A 19734-nucleotide genomic window follows, 5' to 3' on the forward strand; every position below is an offset into this window, starting at 1 on the left:
GGAGGGAGGGGCTGATGTCTGAATTTATTACGGTAGCTCGCCCCTACGCCAAAGCAGCTTTTGACTTTGCCGTCGAACACCAAAGTGTAGAACGCTGGCAGGACATGCTGGCGTTTGCCGCCGAGGTAACCAAAAACGAACAAATGGCAGAGCTTCTCTCTGGCGCGCTTGCGCCAGAAACGCTCGCCGAGTCGTTTATCGCAGTTTGTGGTGAGCAACTGGACGAAAACGGTCAGAACCTGATTCGGGTAATGGCTGAAAATGGTCGTCTTAAGGCGCTCCCGGATGTTCTGGAGCAGTTTATTCACCTGCGTGCCGTGAGTGAGGCTACCGCTGAGGTAGACGTCATTTCCGCTGCCGCACTGAGTGAACAACAGCTCGCGAAAATTTCTGCTGCGATGGAAAAACGTCTGTCACGCAAAGTTAAGCTGAATTGCAAAATCGATAAGTCTGTAATGGCAGGCGTTATCATCCGAGCGGGTGATATGGTCATTGATGGCAGCGTACGCGGTCGTCTTGAGCGCCTTGCAGACGTCTTGCAGTCTTAAGGGGACTGGAGCATGCAACTGAATTCCACCGAAATCAGCGAACTGATCAAGCAGCGCATTGCTCAGTTCAATGTTGTGAGTGAAGCTCACAACGAAGGTACTATTGTTTCTGTAAGTGACGGTGTTATCCGCATTCACGGCCTGGCCGATTGTATGCAGGGTGAAATGATCTCCCTGCCGGGTAACCGTTACGCTATCGCACTGAACCTCGAGCGCGACTCTGTAGGTGCGGTTGTTATGGGTCCGTACGCTGACCTTGCCGAAGGCATGAAAGTTAAGTGTACTGGCCGTATCCTGGAAGTTCCGGTTGGCCGTGGCCTGCTGGGCCGTGTGGTTAACACTCTGGGTGCACCAATCGACGGTAAAGGTCCGCTGGATCACGACGGCTTCTCTGCTGTAGAAGCAATCGCTCCGGGCGTTATCGAACGTCAGTCCGTAGATCAGCCGGTACAGACCGGTTATAAAGCCGTTGACTCCATGATCCCAATCGGTCGTGGTCAGCGTGAATTGATCATCGGTGACCGTCAGACCGGTAAAACCGCACTGGCTATCGATGCCATCATCAACCAGCGCGATTCCGGTATCAAATGTATCTATGTCGCTATCGGCCAGAAAGCGTCCACCATTTCTAACGTGGTACGTAAACTGGAAGAGCACGGCGCACTGGCTAACACCATCGTTGTGGTAGCAACCGCGTCTGAATCCGCAGCACTGCAATACCTGGCACCGTACGCTGGTTGCGCAATGGGTGAATACTTCCGTGACCGCGGTGAAGATGCGCTGATCATTTACGATGACCTGTCTAAACAGGCTGTTGCTTACCGTCAGATCTCCCTGCTGCTCCGTCGTCCGCCAGGACGTGAAGCATTCCCGGGCGACGTATTCTACCTCCACTCTCGTCTGTTGGAGCGTGCTGCGCGTGTTAACGCCGAATACGTTGAAGCTTTCACCAAAGGTGAAGTGAAAGGGAAAACCGGTTCTCTGACTGCGCTGCCGATTATCGAAACTCAGGCGGGTGACGTTTCTGCGTTCGTTCCGACCAACGTAATCTCCATTACCGATGGTCAGATCTTCCTGGAAACCAACCTGTTCAACGCCGGTATTCGTCCTGCGGTTAACCCGGGTATTTCCGTATCCCGTGTTGGTGGTGCAGCACAGACCAAGATCATGAAAAAACTGTCCGGTGGTATCCGTACCGCTCTGGCACAGTATCGTGAACTGGCAGCGTTCTCTCAGTTTGCATCCGACCTTGACGATGCAACACGTAAGCAGCTTGACCACGGTCAGAAAGTGACCGAACTGCTGAAACAGAAACAGTATGCGCCGATGTCCGTAGCGCAACAGTCTCTGGTTCTGTTCGCAGCAGAACGTGGTTACCTGGCGGATGTTGAACTGTCGAAAATCGGCAGCTTCGAAGCCGCTCTGCTGGCTTACGTCGACCGTGATCACGCTCCGTTGATGCAAGAGATCAACCAGACCGGTGGCTACAACGACGAAATCGAAGGCAAGCTGAAAGGCATCCTCGATTCCTTCAAAGCAACCCAATCCTGGTAACGTCTGGCGGCTTGCCTTAGGGCAGGCCGCAAGGCATTGAGGAGAAGCTCATGGCCGGCGCAAAAGAGATACGTAGTAAGATCGCAAGCGTCCAGAACACGCAAAAGATCACTAAAGCGATGGAGATGGTCGCCGCTTCCAAAATGCGTAAATCGCAGGATCGCATGGCGGCCAGCCGTCCTTATGCAGAAACCATGCGCAAAGTGATTGGTCACCTTGCACACGGTAATCTGGAATATAAGCACCCTTACCTGGAAGACCGCGACGTTAAACGCGTGGGCTACCTGGTGGTGTCGACCGACCGTGGTTTGTGCGGTGGTTTGAACATTAACCTGTTCAAAAAACTGCTGGCGGAAATGAAGACCTGGACCGACAAAGGCGTTCAATGCGACCTCGCAATGATCGGCTCGAAAGGCGTGTCGTTCTTCAACTCCGTGGGCGGCAATGTTGTTGCCCAGGTCACCGGCATGGGGGATAACCCTTCCCTGTCCGAACTGATCGGTCCGGTAAAAGTGATGTTGCAGGCCTACGACGAAGGCCGTCTGGACAAGCTTTACATTGTCAGCAACAAATTTATTAACACCATGTCTCAGGTTCCGACCATCAGCCAGCTGCTGCCGTTACCGGCATCAGATGATGATGATCTGAAACATAAATCCTGGGATTACCTGTACGAACCCGATCCGAAGGCGTTGCTGGATACCCTGCTGCGTCGTTATGTCGAATCTCAGGTTTATCAGGGCGTGGTTGAAAACCTGGCCAGCGAGCAGGCCGCCCGTATGGTGGCGATGAAAGCCGCGACCGACAATGGCGGCAGCCTGATTAAAGAGCTGCAGTTGGTATACAACAAAGCTCGTCAGGCCAGCATTACTCAGGAACTCACCGAGATCGTCTCGGGGGCCGCCGCGGTTTAAACAGGTTATTTCGTAGAGGATTTAAGATGGCTACTGGAAAGATTGTCCAGGTAATCGGCGCCGTAGTTGACGTCGAATTCCCTCAGGATGCCGTACCGCGCGTGTACGATGCTCTTGAGGTGCAAAATGGTAATGAGCGTCTGGTGCTGGAAGTTCAGCAGCAGCTCGGCGGCGGTATCGTGCGTACCATCGCAATGGGTTCCTCCGACGGTCTGCGTCGCGGTCTGGATGTAAAAGACCTCGAACACCCGATCGAAGTCCCGGTAGGTAAAGCGACTCTGGGCCGTATCATGAACGTACTGGGTGAACCGGTCGACATGAAAGGCGAGATCGGTGAAGAAGAGCGTTGGGCGATTCACCGCGCAGCACCTTCCTACGAAGAGCTGTCAAACTCTCAGGAACTGCTGGAAACCGGTATCAAAGTTATCGACCTGATGTGTCCGTTCGCTAAGGGCGGTAAAGTTGGTCTGTTCGGTGGTGCGGGTGTAGGTAAAACCGTAAACATGATGGAGCTTATTCGTAACATCGCGATCGAGCACTCCGGTTACTCTGTGTTTGCGGGCGTAGGTGAACGTACTCGTGAGGGTAACGACTTCTACCACGAAATGACCGACTCCAACGTTATCGACAAAGTATCCCTGGTGTATGGCCAGATGAACGAGCCGCCGGGAAACCGTCTGCGCGTTGCTCTGACCGGTCTGACCATGGCTGAGAAATTCCGTGACGAAGGTCGTGACGTTCTGCTGTTCGTTGACAACATCTATCGTTACACCCTGGCCGGTACGGAAGTATCCGCACTGCTGGGCCGTATGCCTTCAGCGGTAGGTTATCAGCCGACCCTGGCGGAAGAGATGGGCGTTCTGCAGGAACGTATCACCTCCACCAAAACCGGTTCTATCACCTCCGTACAGGCAGTATACGTACCTGCGGATGACTTGACTGACCCGTCTCCGGCAACCACCTTTGCGCACCTTGACGCAACCGTGGTACTGAGCCGTCAGATCGCGTCTCTGGGTATCTACCCGGCCGTTGACCCGCTGGACTCCACCAGCCGTCAGCTGGACCCGCTGGTGGTTGGTCAGGAACACTACGACACCGCGCGTGGCGTTCAGTCCATCCTGCAACGTTATCAGGAACTGAAAGACATTATCGCCATCCTGGGTATGGATGAACTGTCTGAAGAAGACAAACTGGTGGTAGCGCGTGCTCGTAAGATCCAGCGCTTCCTGTCCCAGCCGTTCTTCGTGGCAGAAGTATTCACCGGTTCTCCGGGTAAATACGTCTCCCTGAAAGACACCATCCGTGGCTTTAAAGGCATCATGGAAGGCGAATACGATCACCTGCCGGAGCAGGCGTTCTACATGGTCGGTTCCATCGAAGAAGCTGTGGAAAAAGCCAAAAAACTTTAACGCCTTAATCGGAGGGTGATATGGCAATGACTTACCACCTGGACGTCGTCAGCGCAGAGCAACAAATGTTCTCTGGTCTGGTCGAGAAAATCCAGGTAACGGGTAGCGAAGGTGAACTGGGGATCTACCCTGGCCACGCACCGCTGCTCACCGCCATTAAGCCTGGTATGATTCGCATCGTGAAACAGCACGGTCACGAAGAGTTTATCTATCTGTCTGGCGGCATTCTTGAAGTGCAGCCTGGCAACGTGACCGTTCTGGCCGACACCGCAATTCGCGGCCAGGATCTCGACGAAGCGCGAGCCATGGAAGCGAAACGTAAGGCTGAAGAGCACATTAGCAGCTCTCACGGCGACGTAGATTACGCTCAGGCGTCTGCGGAACTGGCCAAAGCGATCGCGCAGCTGCGCGTTATCGAGTTGACCAAAAAAGCGATGTAACACCGGCTTGAAAAGCACAAAAGCCAGTCTGGCAACAGGCTGGCTTTTTTTACGCGTATTGACCCGTCCTGAAAAGCGTTCACATAGATCCTGATGATATAAAACACCCCTGTTTTCCCGTTTATTCATTGATCGAAATAAGAGCAAAAACATCCACCTGACGCTTAAATGAAGGTACTGCCTTAATTTTCTGCAGACAAAAGGCGTGACGATGGTCGAAAATGGCGCTTTCGTCAGCGGGGATAATCCGTTATTGAACAATTTATCCTCTGTCCATTTCACGATGAAAAAAATGTAGTTTTTTCAAGGTGAAGCGGTTTAAATTCGTTCTCAAATTACAGTCAGGACGCGTATGTTGAATAATGCTATGAGCGTAGTGATCCTTGCCGCAGGCAAAGGCACGCGCATGTATTCCGATCTTCCGAAAGTGCTGCATACCCTTGCCGGGAAAGCGATGGTTCAGCATGTCATTGATGCTGCGAATGAATTAGGCGCAGCGCACGTTCACCTTGTGTATGGTCACGGCGGCGATCTGCTTAAGCAGGCGCTGAAAGACGACAACCTGAACTGGGTGCTTCAGGCAGAACAGCTGGGTACGGGTCATGCGATGCAGCAGGCCGCACCTTTCTTTGCCGATGATGAAGACATTTTAATGCTCTACGGCGACGTGCCGCTGATCTCTGTCGAAACACTCCAGCGTCTGCGTGATGCTAAACCGCAGGGTGGCATTGGTCTGCTGACGGTAAAACTGGATGATCCGACCGGTTATGGACGTATCACCCGTGAAAACGGCAAAGTTACCGGCATTGTTGAGCACAAAGATGCCACCGACGAGCAGCGTCAGATTCAGGAGATCAACACCGGCATTCTGATTGCCAACGGCGCAGATATGAAACGCTGGCTGGCGAAGCTGACCAACAATAATGCTCAGGGCGAATACTACATCACCGACATTATTGCGCTGGCGTATCAGGAAGGACGTGAAATCGTCGCCGTTCATCCGCAACGTTTAAGCGAAGTAGAAGGCGTGAATAACCGCCTGCAACTCTCCCGACTGGAGCGCGTTTACCAGTCCGAACAGGCTGAAAAACTGCTGTTAGCAGGCGTTATGCTGCGCGATCCGGCGCGTTTTGATCTGCGCGGTACGCTTACTCACGGGCGCGATGTTGAAATTGATACTAACGTTATCATCGAGGGCAACGTGACTCTCGGTCATCGCGTGAAAATCGGCGCCGGTTGCGTGATTAAAAACAGCGTGATTGGCGATGATTGCGAAATTAGCCCGTATACCGTCGTGGAAGATGCGAATCTGGCAGCGGCCTGTACTATTGGCCCGTTTGCCCGTCTGCGTCCTGGTGCTGAGTTGCTGGAAGGTGCACACGTCGGTAACTTCGTTGAGATGAAAAAAGCGCGTCTGGGTAAAGGCTCGAAAGCTGGTCATCTGACTTACCTGGGCGATGCGGAAATTGGCGATAACGTTAACATCGGCGCGGGAACCATTACCTGCAACTACGATGGTGCGAATAAATTTAAGACTATTATCGGCGACGATGTGTTTGTCGGTTCCGACACTCAACTGGTGGCCCCGGTAACAGTAGGCAAAGGCGCGACCATTGCTGCGGGTACAACCGTGACGCGTAATGTCGGCGAAAATGCCCTGGCTATCAGCCGTGTGCCGCAGACTCAAAAAGAAGGCTGGCGTCGTCCGATAAAGAAAAAGTAATTCTGGCCGGGTAATCCGGTCATATGGGATGAGGAGATAACATAATCTCCCGCCCACAAGCAGTAACTATAAAAATAACCCCACTCTCTACAAGGCTCGGGGCGCCCGAAAAACGGGCATACAGGTTGACCGACAACGATATAAATCGGAATCAAAAACTATGTGTGGAATTGTTGGCGCGATCGCGCAACGTGATGTAGCAGAAATCCTTCTTGAAGGTTTACGTCGTCTGGAATACCGCGGATATGATTCTGCCGGTCTGGCCGTTGTTGATGCAGAAGGTCATATGACCCGCCTGCGTCGCCTCGGTAAAGTACAGATGCTGGCTCAGGCAGCGGAAGAACATCCTCTGCATGGCGGCACCGGTATTGCTCACACTCGCTGGGCGACCCATGGTGAACCTTCAGAAGCTAACGCGCATCCGCATGTTTCTGAACACATTGTGGTGGTGCATAACGGCATCATCGAAAACCATGAACCGCTGCGTGAAGAGTTAAAAGCGCGTGGCTATACCTTCGTTTCTGAAACCGACACCGAAGTGATTGCACATTTGGTGAACTGGGAGCTGAAACAAGGCGGTACTCTGCGTGAGGCAGTTCTGCGTGCTATCCCGCAACTGCGTGGTGCGTACGGTACAGTGATCATGGACTCCCGTCATCCGGATACCCTGCTGGCGGCACGTTCTGGTAGTCCGCTGGTGATTGGCCTGGGTATGGGCGAAAACTTTATCGCTTCTGACCAGCTGGCGCTGTTGCCAGTGACTCGTCGTTTTATCTTCCTTGAAGAGGGCGATATTGCGGAAATCACTCGCCGTTCGGTAAACATCTTCGATAAAACTGGCGCGGAAGTAAAACGTCAGGATATCGAATCCAATCTGCAATATGACGCGGGCGATAAAGGTATTTACCGCCACTACATGCAGAAAGAGATCTACGAACAGCCGAACGCGATCAAAAACACCCTTACCGGGCGCATCAGCCACGGTCAGGTTGATTTAAGCGAGCTGGGACCGAACGCCGATGAACTGCTGTCGAAGGTTGAGCATATTCAGATCCTCGCCTGTGGTACTTCTTATAACTCCGGTATGGTTTCCCGCTACTGGTTTGAATCGCTGGCAGGTATTCCGTGCGACGTCGAAATCGCCTCTGAATTCCGCTATCGCAAATCTGCCGTGCGTCGTAACAGCCTGATGATCACCTTGTCACAGTCTGGCGAAACCGCGGATACCCTGGCGGGCCTGCGTCTGTCGAAAGAGCTGGGTTACCTTGGTTCGCTGGCAATCTGTAACGTTCCGGGTTCTTCTCTGGTGCGCGAATCCGATCTGGCGCTGATGACCAACGCCGGTACGGAAATTGGCGTGGCCTCCACCAAAGCATTCACCACCCAGTTAACTGTGCTGTTGATGCTGGTGGCGAAACTGTCTCGCCTGAAAGGTCTGGATGCCTCCATTGAACATGACATCGTGCATGGTCTGCAGGCGCTGCCGAGCCGTATTGAGCAGATGCTGTCTCAGGACAAACGCATTGAAGCGCTGGCAGAAGATTTCTCTGACAAACATCACGCGCTGTTCTTGGGCCGTGGCGATCAGTACCCAATCGCGCTGGAAGGTGCATTGAAGCTGAAAGAGATCTCTTACATTCACGCTGAAGCCTACGCTGCTGGCGAACTGAAACACGGTCCGCTGGCGCTGATAGATGCCGATATGCCGGTTATCGTCGTTGCACCGAACAACGAATTGCTGGAAAAACTGAAATCCAACATTGAAGAAGTTCGCGCGCGTGGCGGTCAGTTGTATGTCTTCGCCGATCAGGATGCTGGTTTTGTGGGGAGCGATAACATGCACATCATCGAGATGCCGCATGTGGAAGAGGTGATTGCACCAATCTTCTACACCGTTCCGCTGCAACTACTGGCTTACCACGTTGCGCTGATCAAAGGCACCGACGTTGACCAGCCGCGTAACCTGGCAAAATCGGTAACGGTTGAGTAATAAATGGATGCCCTGCGTAAGCGGGGCATTTTTCTTCCTGTTATGTTTTTAATCAAACATCCTGCCAACTCCATGTGACAAACCGTCATCTTCGGCTACTTTTTCTCTGTCACAGAATGAAAATTTTTCTGTCATCTCTTCGTTATTAATATTTGTAATTAACTGAATATCAAAGCTTATTTAAATCAGACTAAAGACTTTCTCTCTCTGTCATAAAACTGTCATAAACCTTACATATAACTGTCACCTGTTTGTCCTATTTTGCTTCTCGTAGCCAACAAACAATGCTTTATGAATCCTCCCAGGAGACATTATGAAAGTTATGCGTACCACCGTCGCAACTGTTGTCGCCGCGACCTTATCGATGAGCGCTTTCTCTGTGTTTGCAGAAGCAAGCCTGACAGGTGCAGGTGCAACCTTCCCTGCGCCGGTGTATGCCAAATGGGCTGACACTTACCAGAAAGAAACCGGTAATAAAGTTAACTACCAGGGTATCGGTTCTTCTGGTGGTGTAAAACAGATCATCGCCAATACCGTTGATTTTGGTGCTTCTGACGCGCCGCTGTCTGACGAAAAACTGGCTCAGGAAGGCCTGTTCCAGTTCCCGACCGTGATTGGCGGCGTGGTGCTGGCGGTTAATATTCCGGGTCTGAAGTCTGGCGAACTGGTGCTGGATGGTAAAACCCTCGGCGACATCTACCTGGGCAAAATCAAGAAGTGGGATGATGAAGCCATCGCCAAACTGAATCCGGGTCTGAAACTGCCTTCACAGAACATTGCTGTAGTACGCCGCGCAGATGGCTCCGGGACTTCCTTCGTCTTCACCAGCTACCTGGCGAAAGTGAACGAAGAGTGGAAAAACAACGTTGGTACTGGCTCTACCGTAAAATGGCCGATCGGTCTGGGCGGTAAAGGTAACGACGGTATCGCCGCGTTCGTTCAGCGTCTGCCGGGTGCAATTGGTTACGTTGAATATGCTTACGCGAAGCAGAACAACCTGGCGTACACCAAACTGATCTCCGCTGATGGCAAACCGGTGAGTCCGACCGAAGAAAACTTCGCTAATGCAGCAAAAGGCGCAGACTGGAGCAAAACATTCGCTCAGGATCTGACCAACCAGAAAGGCGAAGATGCATGGCCTATTACCTCTACCACGTTCATTCTGATCCATAAAGATCAGAAGAAACCAGAACAAGGCACCGAAGTGCTGAAGTTCTTCGACTGGGCATACAAAACCGGGGCTAAACAGGCGAACGACCTGGATTATGCCAGCCTGCCGGATAGCGTAGTTGAACAGGTTCGCGCTGCGTGGAAGACCAATATTAAAGACAGTAGCGGCAAGCCGCTGTACTAATAAAACTCCAGGCCGGGTACGGTGTTTTACGCCGCATCCGGCATTACAAAATGACTTTGTAAACGCGTTTAACTGAAGAGTAACTTATGGCTGCAACCAAGCCTGCTTTTAACCCACCGGGTAAAAAGGGCGACATAATTTTCAGCGTGCTGGTAAAACTGGCGGCGCTGATTGTGCTATTGATGTTGGGTGGCATTATTGTCTCTCTGATCATCTCATCCTGGCCGAGCATTCAGAAATTTGGTCTGGCTTTCCTGTGGACCAAAGAGTGGGATGCGCCGAACGATATCTACGGGGCGCTGGTGCCGATCTACGGTACGCTGGTGACCTCGTTTATCGCGCTGCTGATCGCCGTCCCGGTGAGTTTTGGTATCGCCCTGTTCCTGACCGAGCTTGCGCCTGGCTGGCTGAAACGCCCGCTGGGTATCGCCATTGAGCTGCTGGCTGCCATTCCAAGTATCGTTTACGGCATGTGGGGCCTGTTTATCTTTGCGCCGCTGTTCGCCGTTTACTTCCAGGAGCCGGTCGGCAATATCATGTCGAATATCCCGATTGTCGGCGCGCTGTTCTCCGGCCCGGCCTTTGGTATCGGTATCCTCGCGGCAGGCGTGATCCTCGCCATCATGATTATTCCGTACATTGCGGCGGTAATGCGCGATGTATTCGAACAAACCCCGGTGATGATGAAAGAGTCAGCCTACGGTATCGGCTGCACCACCTGGGAAGTTATCTGGCGTATCGTTCTTCCGTTCACCAAAAATGGTGTTATCGGCGGCATTATGTTGGGGCTGGGGCGCGCGCTCGGTGAAACCATGGCGGTGACCTTTATCATTGGTAACACCTACCAGCTCGACAGCGCCTCGCTGTATATGCCGGGCAACAGTATCACCTCTGCGCTGGCCAACGAATTTGCGGAAGCGGAATCCGGTCTGCACGTCGCTGCACTGATGGAACTGGGCCTGATCCTGTTTGTGATTACCTTCATCGTCCTCGCCGCATCGAAGTTTATGATTATGCGCCTGGCTAAGAATGAGGGGGCACGCTAATGGCTATGGTTGAAATGCAAACCACTGCGGCACTGGCTGAATCCCGCCGCAAAATGCAGGCGCGTCGCCGCCTCAAAAACCGTATTGCGCTGACGCTCTCAATGGCGACGATGGCCTTCGGTCTGTTCTGGCTGATCTGGATTTTAATGTCCACCATCACTCGCGGTATCGACGGTATGTCGCTGGCGCTGTTCACCGAAATGACGCCGCCGCCAAATACGGAAGGCGGTGGTCTGGCGAACGCCCTGGCGGGTAGCGGCCTGTTAATTTTGTGGGCCACGGTATTCGGTACGCCGCTGGGCATTATGGCGGGGATTTATCTGGCTGAATATGGTCGTAAATCCTGGCTGGCAGAAGTGATTCGCTTCATTAACGACATTTTGCTCTCCGCACCGTCGATTGTGGTTGGTCTTTTTGTTTACACCATCGTGGTGGCGCAGATGGAGCACTTCTCCGGCTGGGCGGGCGTGATTGCGCTGGCGCTGTTGCAGGTGCCGATTGTTATCCGCACCACCGAGAACATGCTGAAACTGGTGCCGGACAGCCTGCGTGAAGCGGCTTATGCGCTGGGTACGCCGAAGTGGAAGATGATCGCCGCGATCACGCTGAAAGCGTCGGTGTCCGGGATCATGACCGGTATCCTGCTGGCGATTGCCCGTATTGCTGGTGAAACCGCACCGCTGCTGTTTACTGCGCTCTCCAACCAGTTCTGGAGCACGGACATGATGCAGCCGATCGCCAACCTGCCGGTGACGATCTTTAAGTTTGCGATGAGCCCGTTTGCGGAATGGCAGCAACTGGCCTGGGCCGGGGTGTTGATCATTACCCTGTGCGTACTGCTGCTGAACATTCTGGCGCGCGTTGTTTTTGCGAAGAATAAACACGGTTAACACTTTGCTGGATGCGGCGTAAACGCCTTATCCGGCCTACGGTAAGCCTGATTCGCGAAGTGCATCAGGCACGATGAGGAAAAGATTGCAATGAGTATGGTTGAAACTGCCCCGAGTAAAATTCAGGTTCGTAATTTGAACTTCTACTACGGCAAATTCCATGCCCTGAAAAACATCAACCTGGATATCGCCAAAAACCAGGTTACGGCGTTTATCGGGCCGTCCGGCTGCGGTAAATCAACGCTGCTGCGTACCTTCAACAAAATGTTTGAACTGTACCCGGAACAGCGTGCGGAAGGTGAAATTCTGCTCGATGGCGACAACATCCTGACCAACTCTCAGGATATCGCCCTGCTGCGTGCGAAAGTGGGCATGGTGTTCCAGAAACCGACGCCGTTCCCAATGTCCATCTACGACAACATCGCTTTTGGCGTGCGTCTGTTTGAGAAGCTCTCCCGTGCTGACATGGACGAGCGCGTGCAGTGGGCATTGACCAAAGCCGCATTGTGGAACGAAACCAAAGATAAATTGCACCAGAGCGGTTACTCTCTCTCTGGTGGTCAGCAACAGCGTTTGTGTATTGCGCGTGGTATCGCCATTCGCCCGGAAGTGCTGCTGCTCGACGAACCGTGTTCGGCACTCGACCCCATCTCTACCGGGCGTATTGAAGAGCTGATCACCGAACTGAAGCAGGATTACACCGTGGTGATCGTCACCCACAACATGCAGCAGGCTGCGCGTTGTTCCGACCACACGGCGTTTATGTACCTGGGCGAATTGATTGAGTTCAGCAACACGGACGATCTGTTCACCAAGCCAGCGAAGAAACAAACAGAAGACTACATCACCGGTCGTTACGGTTGATTCAGGAGTGCGTTATGGACAGTCTCAATCTTAATAAACATATTTCCGGCCAGTTCAACGCCGAACTGGAAAGCATCCGCACGCAGGTGATGACCATGGGCGGCATGGTGGAGCAGCAGCTTTCTGATGCAATCACCGCGATGCATAACCAGGACAGCGATCTGGCGAAGCGCGTCATCGAAGGCGACAAGAACGTCAACATGATGGAAGTGGCGATCGATGAAGCCTGCGTGCGCATTATCGCCAAACGTCAGCCGACGGCGAGCGACCTGCGTCTGGTTATGGTGATCAGTAAAACCATTGCCGAGCTGGAGCGTATTGGCGACGTGGCGGACAAAATCTGCCGTACTGCACTGGAGAAATTCTCCCAGCAGCATCAGCCATTGCTGGTAAGTCTGGAGTCGCTGGGCCGTCATACCATCCAGATGCTGCACGACGTGCTGGACGCGTTCGCGCGGATGGACATTGACGAAGCGGTACGTATTTATCGTGAAGATAAAAAAGTCGATCAGGAGTACGAAGGTATTGTTCGTCAACTGATGACCTACATGATGGAAGATTCGCGTACCATTCCGAGCGTACTTACCGCGTTATTCTGTGCGCGTTCTATCGAACGTATTGGCGACCGCTGCCAGAATATTTGTGAGTTTATCTTCTACTACGTGAAGGGGCAGGATTTCCGTCACGTCGGTGGTGACGAGCTCGATAAACTGCTGGCAGAAAAAGATAGCGATAAATAATTCACCAAGTAAATCCCAATAATTTAATTATTGGGATTTGTTATATATAACTTTATAAAATCCTAAAATTACACAAAATTAATAACTGCGAGCATGGTCATACTTTTATAAATAGAGCATTGCTATTTTCTCTGCACGCAACTAAATTAATTTTCGAACCTGGATGTTCGTTATAAAAACCATTAATTAATGACTGGATTGTTACTGCATTCGCAGGCAAAACCTGACATAACCAGAGAATACTGGTGAAGTCGGGTTTTTTTGTTTATAAAAAAGGTCCTTGCTATGAACATGCAAATCACCAAAATTCTCAACAATAATGTTGTGGTGGTTATTGATGATCAACAGCGGGAAAAAGTCGTCATGGGGCGCGGAATTGGCTTTCAAAAACGCCCAGGCGAAAGAATTAATTCAAGTGGAATAGAAAAAGAGTATGCCTTGAGCAGTCATGAACTGAACGGGCGATTAAGCGAACTCTTAAGTCATATGCCTCTTGAGGTGATGGCAACCTGTGATCGTATTATCTCTCTGGCGCAGGAGCGTCTGGGAAAGTTGCAGGACAGTATTTATATCTCGCTAACTGACCATTGCCAGTTTGCGATTAAACGCTTTCAGCAAAACGTGCTACTGCCCAACCCGCTGCTGTGGGATATCCAGCGACTTTACCCGAAAGAGTTCCAGCTAGGGGAAGAAGCGTTAACCATTATTGATAAACGGTTGGGCGTGCAGTTACCGAAAGATGAAGTGGGCTTTATTGCCATGCATCTGGTCAGTGCCCAAATGAGCGGAAATATGGAGGATGTTGCAGGTGTCACGCAATTAATGCGAGAAATGCTGCAATTAATAAAATTTCAGTTCAGCCTTAATTACCAGGAAGAAAGCTTGAGTTATCAGCGACTGGTTACGCATCTGAAATTTTTATCCTGGCGTATTCTTGAACATGCATCGATTAACGATAGTGATGAATCATTACAACAAGCAGTAAAGCAAAATTACCCGCAAGCATGGCAATGTGCGGAGCGGATCGCCATTTTTATTGGTTTGCAGTATCAACGTAAAATCTCACCTGCAGAGATTATGTTTTTAGCCATAAATATAGAGCGCGTGCGCAAAGAACACTGAAATATTATTACTGAATAAAGGATTGTTACCGCACTAAGCGGGCAAAACCTGAAAAAAATTGCTTGATTCACGTCAGGCCGTTTTTTTCAGGTTTTTTTTTGGAGTTTTGCCGCAAAGCGGTAGAGGGCAAGTTATGACGGAGTTAGCCAGAACAATAGTCGCAGGAGTCGGGGGCGCAGATAACATTGTGAGTCTGATGCATTGTGCAACGCGATTACGTTTTAAGTTAAAGGATGAAAGCAAAGCGCAAGCTGAGATACTGAAAAAGACCCCCGGTATTATTATGGTGGTGGAAAGCGGTGGCCAGTTTCAGGTTGTCATAGGTAACCATGTGGCCGATGTCTTCCTGGCGGTTAACAGCGTGGCAGGCCTTGGCGAAAAAGCGCAACAGGCACCGGAAAATGATGATAAAGATAATCTGTTAAACCGCTTTGTTTATGTTATTTCAGGTATTTTTACGCCTCTGATCGGTTTGATGGCGGCAACCGGGATCCTGAAAGGTATGTTGGCTCTGGCACTCACTTTTCAGTGGACGACCGAACAAAGTGGTACTTATTTAATTTTATTTAGCGCCAGTGATGCCTTGTTTTGGTTCTTCCCGATAATCCTGGGCTACACCGCAGGGAAACGCTTCGGCGGCAATCCATTTACTGCCATGGTGATTGGCGGAGCGTTAGTGCATCCATTAATTCTGACTGCCTTCGAGAACGGGCAAAAAGTGGATGCGCTGGGCCTGGATTTCCTGGGTATTCCGGTCACATTGTTGAATTACTCGTCATCGGTTATTCCCATTATTTTTTCTGCCTGGTTGTGCAGCATTCTGGAACGCCGACTTAATGCGTGGTTACCTTCGGCAATCAAAAATTTCTTCACACCCTTGCTATGTCTGATGGTCATCACGCCCATCACATTTCTGCTGGTGGGGCCGCTATCAACCTGGATAAGTGAACTGATTGCTGCCGGTTATCTCTGGCTTTATCAGGCGGTTCCTGCATTTGCAGGCGCGGTAATGGGCGGCTTCTGGCAAATCTTTGTGATGTTCGGTCTGCATTGGGGTTTGATACCTTTAATTATCAATAACTTCACCGTGCTGGGCTACGACACCATGATCCCGCTGTTAATGCCCGCCATTATGGCGCAGGTCGGGGCGGCGCTCGGCGTATTCCTCTGCGAACGCGATGCGCAGAAAAAAGTGGTAGCGGGATCGGCGGCGTTGACGGGGCTGTTTGGTATCACCGAACCGGCAGTATATGGCGTCAACCTGCCGCGTAAGTACCCCTTCGTTATCGCCTGCATAAGTGGGGCATTGGGGGCCACCATCATTGGCTACGCGCAAACGAAAGTTTACTCCTTTGGTTTGCCAGGTATTTTCACCTTCATGCAAACCATCCCGTCAACGGGGATTGATTTCACCGTATGGGCCAGCGTTATTGGTGGTGTCATTGCCATCGGTTGCGCATTTGTCGGTACGGTAATGCTTCATTTCATCACCGCTAAACGTCAGTCAGCGCAAGTTGCCCAGCAAGAGAAAACACCAGAGGTTATTACACCTGAGCAGGGCGGTATCTGTTCACCGATGACGGGAGAGATTGTGCCGCTCATTCACGTCGCTGATACCACGTTTGCCAGCGGCCTGTTGGGTAAAGGTATTGCCATTATGCCCTCGGTTGGTGAAGTGCGTTCTCCGGTGGCAGGTCGAATTGCTTCGTTGTTCGCCACATTACACGCCATTGGCATTGAGTCAGATGATGGCGTGGAGATCCTGATTCATGTCGGTATCGACACCGTAAAACTGGACGGCAAATTCTTTTCCGCTCACGTCAATGTGGGTGACAAGGTCAATACAGGCGATCGGCTGATTTCTTTTGATATCCCTGCTATTCGCGAGGCCGGATTTGATCTGACGACGCCGGTATTAATCAGTAATAGCGATGATTTTACGGACGTATTACCCCACGGCACGGCGCAGATAAACGCTGGTGAGCCGCTGTTATCCATCATTCGCTAACGATAAAAGGAGTTAATTATGAAAGCATTTCCAGAAACATTTCTTTGGGGTGGTGCAACAGCTGCCAATCAGGTGGAAGGCGCCTGGCAGGAAGATGGCAAAGGGATCACGACCTCAGATTTACAGCCTCATGGCGTAATGGAAAAAATGGAACCGCGCATCCTGGGGAAAGAGAATATCAAAGATGTCGCCATCGATTTTTATCACCGTTACCCGGAAGATATCGCGTTATTTGCCGAGATGGGCTTCACCTGTCTGCGTATTTCCATTGCCTGGGCGCGAATTTTCCCTCAGGGCGACGAAGCCGAACCGAATGAAGCGGGGTTAGCGTTTTACGAGCGGCTGTTTGATGAAATGGCGCAGGCGGGGATCAAGCCGCTGGTAACGTTATCCCATTACGAAATGCCATATGGGCTGGTGAAAAACTACGGCGGTTGGGCTAATCGGGCGGTCATCGATCACTTCGAGCATTACGCACGCACGGTCTTTACCCGCTACCAACATAAAGTTGCGTTATGGCTGACATTTAATGAAATCAACATGTCATTACACGCGCCATTCACGGGCGTGGGGCTGGCAGAAGAGAGTGGCGAGGCGGAAGTTTATCAGGCGATCCATCATCAACTGGTTGCCAGTGCGCGGGCAGTTAAAGCCTGTCATAGCCTGATCCCCGAAGCGAAAATTGGCAATATGCTTCTCGGTGGGCTAGTTTACCCCCTTACCTGCCAGCCACAGGATATGTTGCAGGCCATGGAAGAGAACCGGCGCTGGATGTTCTTTGGTGATGTTCAGGCGCGTGGTCAGTATCCCGGCTATATGCAGCGTTTCTTCCGCGACCACAATATCACCATTGAGATGACTGAAAGTGACGCAGAAGATTTAAAACATACCGTAGATTTCATCTCTTTTAGTTATTACATGACCGGTTGTGTTTCCCACGACGAAAGCATTAATAAAAATGCGCAGGGCAACATACTGAATATGATCCCAAATCCGCATCTGAAAAGTTCAGAGTGGGGGTGGCAAATTGATCCGGTTGGATTACGGATTCTGTTAAATACGCTTTGGGATCGTTATCAAAAACCGTTATTTATTGTCGAGAACGGATTAGGCGCAAAAGACAGCGTTGAAGTGGATGGTTCGATACAGGACGATTATCGAATTGCCTATTTAAACGATCACCTGGTACAGGTAAATGAAGCGATTGCCGATGGTGTGGATATTATGGGGTACACCAGTTGGGGGCCAATTGATTTAGTCAGTGCATCTCATTCACAAATGTCTAAGCGCTACGGCTTTATTTATGTGGATCGTGATGATAATGGCGAAGGAAGCCTCACAAGAACACGCAAGAAAAGCTTCGGATGGTATGCAGAAGTGATCAATACTCGGGGGCTATCATTAAAAAAATAACCAATAAAGCACCTTAATTATCGTCGCATTCAGAACAGTCTGGATGCGATGCATTAATTCTTTCTTTGCACCATAAAGGGATATTATGTTTAGACGAAATATTATTACCTCTGCCATCTTATTAATGGCACCGTTAGCCTTTTCCGCACAATCATTGGCTGAATCATTAACAGTGGAACAACGCCTTGAGCTATTAGAAAAGGCGTTAAGAGAAACGCAAAGCGAACTGAAAAAATATAAAGATGAAGAGAAGAAAAAGTATACGCCAGCGACGGTGAATCGTAGCGTAAGTACGAATGATCAAGGGTATGCCGCCAATCCATTCCCGACCAGTCGTGCCGCAAAGCCTGATGCTGTACTGGTTAAAAATGAAGAGAAAAATGCCAGTGAGACAGGCTCGATTTATTCTTCCATGACTCTGAAAGATTTCAGTAAATTTGTGAAAGATGAAATCGGCTTTAGTTACAACGGCTACTACCGTTCTGGTTGGGGAACAGCCTCTCATGGTTCACCTAAATCATGGGCAATTGGTTCTCTGGGCCGCTTTGGTAACGAATACTCCGGCTGGTTTGATTTGCAGTTAAAACAACGTGTCTACAACGAAAACGGCAAACGGGTTGATGTCATCGTGATGATGGATGGTAACGTGGGTCAGCAGTACTCTACTGGCTGGTTTGGCGATAACGCCGGTGGTGAGAACTTTATGCAGTTCTCTGATATGTACGTTACCACCAAAGGTTTCCTGCCCTTTGCGCCAGAGGCTGATTTCTGGGTGGGTAAACACGGTGCGCCGAAAATTGAAATCCAGATGCTTGACTGGAAAACGCAGCGTACCGATGCTGCCGCAGGTGTAGGTCTGGAAAACTGGAAAGTCGGTCCGGGTAAAATTGATATCGCGCTGGTTCGTGAAGATGTCGATGATTACGATCGCAGCCTGCAAAACAAACAGCAGATTAATACCAATACCATTGATTTACGCTATAAAGATATCCCGTTATGGGATAAAGCCACCTTAATGGTGAGCGGTCGTTATGTCTCAGCAAATGAAAGCGCATCGGAAAAAGATAATCAGGATAATAACGGGTATTATGACTGGAAAGATACCTGGATGTTTGGTACATCTTTAACGCAGAAATTTGATAAGGGTGGCTTCAACGAATTCTCCTTCCTGGTTGCGAATAACTCTATCGCCAGTAACTTTGGTCGTTATGCTGGTGCAAGTCCATTTACTACCTTTAATGGTCGTTATTATGGTGATCACACAGGCGGAACTGCAGTTCGTCTGACTTCGCAGGGCGAAGCTTATATCGGCGATCATTTCATTGTGGCTAACGCGATTGTTTACTCCTTCGGTAACGATATTTATAGCTACGAAACAGGCGCACATTCTGATTTCGAATCTATTCGTGCGGTTGTTCGCCCGGCCTATATTTGGGACCAATATAACCAGACAGGTGTTGAACTGGGCTATTTCACCCAGCAAAACAAAGATGCGAATAGCAATAAATATAATGAGTCTGGTTATAAAACCACACTCTTCCATACCTTTAAAGTCAATACCAGTATGTTGATCTCGCGCCCGGAAATTCGTTTCTACGCTACGTATATCAAAGCTCTGGAAAATGAACTGGATGGCTTCACCTTTGAAGACAATAAAGACGACCAGTTTGCTGTCGGTGCCCAGGCTGAAATCTGGTGGTAATGGAACTTAATAAAAGG

Annotated in this window: 16 protein-coding genes; all 16 read left to right on the plus strand. The window is 50.6% G+C overall.

From position 1 onward, the window contains the following. The first annotated feature begins 14 nt into the window (after positions 1-14). Positions 15-548 (plus strand): F0F1 ATP synthase subunit delta, encoded by a 534-nt coding sequence (atpH, locus tag ACJHYO_RS12075; protein WP_001288583.1) that lies wholly within the window; start codon positions 15-17, stop codon positions 546-548. Positions 549-560: 12 nt separating this feature from the next. Next, on the plus strand, positions 561-2102 hold the full coding sequence (atpA, locus tag ACJHYO_RS12080) for a F0F1 ATP synthase subunit alpha (protein WP_001176745.1): 1542 nt from the start codon (positions 561-563) through the stop codon (positions 2100-2102). 50 nt (positions 2103-2152) lie between these two features. Next, a complete protein-coding gene (gene atpG / locus ACJHYO_RS12085) occupies positions 2153-3016 on the plus strand; it encodes a F0F1 ATP synthase subunit gamma (protein WP_000896498.1) in 864 nt (287 codons plus the stop codon). A gap of 26 nt (positions 3017-3042) precedes the next feature. Next, positions 3043-4425 (plus strand): F0F1 ATP synthase subunit beta, encoded by a 1383-nt coding sequence (gene atpD / locus ACJHYO_RS12090; protein WP_000190506.1) that lies wholly within the window; start codon positions 3043-3045, stop codon positions 4423-4425. Between the two features lie 20 nt (positions 4426-4445). Beyond that, entirely contained in the window at positions 4446-4865 is a 420-nt protein-coding gene (locus ACJHYO_RS12095; protein WP_001251965.1) for a F0F1 ATP synthase subunit epsilon, read from the plus strand. A 352-nt stretch (positions 4866-5217) separates the two neighbouring features. Beyond that, positions 5218-6588, plus strand: coding sequence for a bifunctional UDP-N-acetylglucosamine diphosphorylase/glucosamine-1-phosphate N-acetyltransferase GlmU (glmU, locus tag ACJHYO_RS12100; RefSeq protein WP_000933729.1), 1371 nt, complete (start codon positions 5218-5220; stop codon positions 6586-6588). 160 nt (positions 6589-6748) lie between these two features. Next, positions 6749-8578, plus strand: a complete 1830-nt coding sequence (gene glmS, locus ACJHYO_RS12105) for a glutamine--fructose-6-phosphate transaminase (isomerizing) (RefSeq protein ID WP_000334083.1) — start codon at positions 6749-6751, stop codon at positions 8576-8578. Positions 8579-8891: 313 nt separating this feature from the next. After that, the gene (gene pstS / locus ACJHYO_RS12110) at positions 8892-9932 is read left to right on the plus strand and encodes a phosphate ABC transporter substrate-binding protein PstS (protein WP_000867146.1); all 1041 of its coding nucleotides are present in this window, start codon (positions 8892-8894) and stop codon (positions 9930-9932) included. Positions 9933-10018: 86 nt separating this feature from the next. After that, on the plus strand, positions 10019-10978 hold the full coding sequence (pstC, locus tag ACJHYO_RS12115; RefSeq protein WP_000741620.1) for a phosphate ABC transporter permease PstC: 960 nt from the start codon (positions 10019-10021) through the stop codon (positions 10976-10978). After that, complete coding sequence (pstA, locus tag ACJHYO_RS12120) at positions 10978-11868, plus strand: phosphate ABC transporter permease PstA (protein ID WP_001251985.1); 891 nt, start codon at positions 10978-10980, stop codon at positions 11866-11868. Before pstC ends, pstA begins: the two co-directional genes overlap by 1 nt. A gap of 90 nt (positions 11869-11958) precedes the next feature. Further along, entirely contained in the window at positions 11959-12732 is a 774-nt protein-coding gene (gene pstB / locus ACJHYO_RS12125) for a phosphate ABC transporter ATP-binding protein PstB (protein WP_000063125.1), read from the plus strand. 14 nt (positions 12733-12746) lie between these two features. Then, the gene (gene phoU, locus ACJHYO_RS12130) at positions 12747-13472 is read left to right on the plus strand and encodes a phosphate signaling complex protein PhoU (RefSeq protein ID WP_000377784.1); all 726 of its coding nucleotides are present in this window, start codon (positions 12747-12749) and stop codon (positions 13470-13472) included. Between the two features lie 285 nt (positions 13473-13757). Next, the gene (bglG, locus tag ACJHYO_RS12135) at positions 13758-14594 is read left to right on the plus strand and encodes a transcriptional antiterminator BglG (RefSeq protein ID WP_001312208.1); all 837 of its coding nucleotides are present in this window, start codon (positions 13758-13760) and stop codon (positions 14592-14594) included. Between the two features lie 133 nt (positions 14595-14727). Next, entirely contained in the window at positions 14728-16602 is a 1875-nt protein-coding gene (bglF, locus tag ACJHYO_RS12140; RefSeq protein ID WP_085455609.1) for a PTS beta-glucoside transporter subunit IIABC, read from the plus strand. A gap of 18 nt (positions 16603-16620) precedes the next feature. After that, complete coding sequence (gene bglB / locus ACJHYO_RS12145; protein ID WP_085455608.1) at positions 16621-18015, plus strand: 6-phospho-beta-glucosidase BglB; 1395 nt, start codon at positions 16621-16623, stop codon at positions 18013-18015. 85 nt (positions 18016-18100) lie between these two features. Next, the gene (bglH, locus tag ACJHYO_RS12150; protein WP_410232475.1) at positions 18101-19717 is read left to right on the plus strand and encodes a carbohydrate-specific porin BglH; all 1617 of its coding nucleotides are present in this window, start codon (positions 18101-18103) and stop codon (positions 19715-19717) included. The last annotated feature ends 17 nt before the right edge of the window (positions 19718-19734 follow it).

Source organism: Escherichia sp. WS1118 (assembly GCF_046487695.1).
Lineage (GTDB): Bacteria > Pseudomonadota > Gammaproteobacteria > Enterobacterales > Enterobacteriaceae > Escherichia > Escherichia coli.

What these genes read in the sequence shown, in the direction of transcription:
- atpH (WP_001288583.1), top strand. Translation starts at nt 15, where the DNA reads ATGTCTGAATTTATTACGGTAGCTCGCCCCTACGCCAAAGCAGCTTTT.
- atpA (WP_001176745.1), top strand. Translation starts at nt 561, where the DNA reads ATGCAACTGAATTCCACCGAAATCAGCGAACTGATCAAGCAGCGCATT.
- atpG (WP_000896498.1), top strand. Translation starts at nt 2,153, where the DNA reads ATGGCCGGCGCAAAAGAGATACGTAGTAAGATCGCAAGCGTCCAGAAC.
- atpD (WP_000190506.1), top strand. Translation starts at nt 3,043, where the DNA reads ATGGCTACTGGAAAGATTGTCCAGGTAATCGGCGCCGTAGTTGACGTC.
- ACJHYO_RS12095 (WP_001251965.1), top strand. Translation starts at nt 4,446, where the DNA reads ATGGCAATGACTTACCACCTGGACGTCGTCAGCGCAGAGCAACAAATG.
- glmU (WP_000933729.1), top strand. Translation starts at nt 5,218, where the DNA reads ATGTTGAATAATGCTATGAGCGTAGTGATCCTTGCCGCAGGCAAAGGC.
- glmS (WP_000334083.1), top strand. Translation starts at nt 6,749, where the DNA reads ATGTGTGGAATTGTTGGCGCGATCGCGCAACGTGATGTAGCAGAAATC.
- pstS (WP_000867146.1), top strand. Translation starts at nt 8,892, where the DNA reads ATGAAAGTTATGCGTACCACCGTCGCAACTGTTGTCGCCGCGACCTTA.
- pstC (WP_000741620.1), top strand. Translation starts at nt 10,019, where the DNA reads ATGGCTGCAACCAAGCCTGCTTTTAACCCACCGGGTAAAAAGGGCGAC.
- pstA (WP_001251985.1), top strand. Translation starts at nt 10,978, where the DNA reads ATGGCTATGGTTGAAATGCAAACCACTGCGGCACTGGCTGAATCCCGC.
- pstB (WP_000063125.1), top strand. Translation starts at nt 11,959, where the DNA reads ATGAGTATGGTTGAAACTGCCCCGAGTAAAATTCAGGTTCGTAATTTG.
- phoU (WP_000377784.1), top strand. Translation starts at nt 12,747, where the DNA reads ATGGACAGTCTCAATCTTAATAAACATATTTCCGGCCAGTTCAACGCC.
- bglG (WP_001312208.1), top strand. Translation starts at nt 13,758, where the DNA reads ATGAACATGCAAATCACCAAAATTCTCAACAATAATGTTGTGGTGGTT.
- bglF (WP_085455609.1), top strand. Translation starts at nt 14,728, where the DNA reads ATGACGGAGTTAGCCAGAACAATAGTCGCAGGAGTCGGGGGCGCAGAT.
- bglB (WP_085455608.1), top strand. Translation starts at nt 16,621, where the DNA reads ATGAAAGCATTTCCAGAAACATTTCTTTGGGGTGGTGCAACAGCTGCC.
- bglH (WP_410232475.1), top strand. Translation starts at nt 18,101, where the DNA reads ATGTTTAGACGAAATATTATTACCTCTGCCATCTTATTAATGGCACCG.